This is a genomic window from Methylibium rhizosphaerae (genome assembly GCF_006386545.1).
In the GTDB taxonomy this organism is placed as follows: Bacteria; Pseudomonadota; Gammaproteobacteria; order Burkholderiales; family Burkholderiaceae_C; genus Pseudorivibacter; species Pseudorivibacter rhizosphaerae.
Window position 1 is genome coordinate 1 of the sequence record NZ_SWAR01000139.1, and the last position, 1138, is coordinate 1138.

At 66.2% G+C, this 1138-nt stretch carries 1 protein-coding gene; it reads left to right on the plus strand.

Annotated features, from left to right (window positions below; all coding sequences use genetic code 11):
• Positions 1–1138: calcium-binding protein (locus tag E8D38_RS27810; RefSeq protein WP_281286174.1), on the plus strand; the 1138-nt coding region annotated here is incomplete at both ends.

Sequence of the window (1138 nt, forward strand, 5' to 3'; positions counted from 1 at the left end):
CGATGCGCTGGGCTACGTGACGGAACTCACATACGACGGCGCATCCCGCGTGGTGGCGCAGCGCCGGTACGCCAAAGCGATCGACACCACGGCGCTGGGCACCCAGCCGTCGTCGTCCGCCATTGCACCGGAGCCCAGCGATGCCGATCGCGTCACACGCAAGTTCTACGACGCGGACGGCCTGCTGCGGGCGGAGCTGGATGCGGAGAACTATTACACCGAGTACGCCTACGACGCCGCTGGCCGTCTGATCGCCCAGACACGCTTTTCCACGCCCATGGTGGGAACGCTTGTCAATGCGTACACCCCTCCCAGTGTGGTCACCTTCGGAATGATTCCGCCGGCGACTGCCTACGTCGTTCGCCAGATCGACCTGCGCGACAGCAGCCTGTTCCATCCTGCGGCGCTGGCTTCGCAGTTCGAGGCGCTCAAGGCCGTCAATGAAGCGGGAGCCTTCCGTGATCTTGTCGCGCTGATTCGCTCGGCCGGGCCTGCGCTGAAGCTGGGTGGTTTCGATGCCATGGCGCTCCTGCGTGCCTGGACGCGGAACCTCCCGGCTGACGCGCCGATCCGCGCCACGCTCACGTCGCTGGGTGTGATGCTGTCCGGCACCGGCGGTGCCTCGTCCGACATCTTCGTGGGCGACAGCAGCAACAACTCGTTCGGTGGCGGTGAGGGCGTCGACCTGATCGACGGGGGTGCGGGAAACGACTCGCTCAGTGGAGACAACGGCAACGACACGCTCGACGGCGGCCTGGGCAACGACAGCCTCAGCGGGGGCAGCGGTGCCGACACCTACTTGTTCGGCCTGGGGTCCGGACAGGACACCATCAGCAACTCCGACGGCGATGCGCTGGGCACCAATGCCGACACCATCGTGCTCGGTGCGGGCATCACGCCGGCCAACATCACGCTCACACGCTCCGCCGACACCCTGGTCATCAGCCTCAACGGCACCGATGACCGCCTGAGCGTCTCGAACTACTTCCAGTACGACGGGACCTCGGCGAACGCAGTCGAGGCCATCCGCTTTGCGGACGGCACCAGCTGGAGCATCGCAGACGTCAAGGCCCGTGCGATCGCCTCCACCACAGGCGATGACGGTCTCACCGGTTACGCGACCAATGACGCGCTCAGC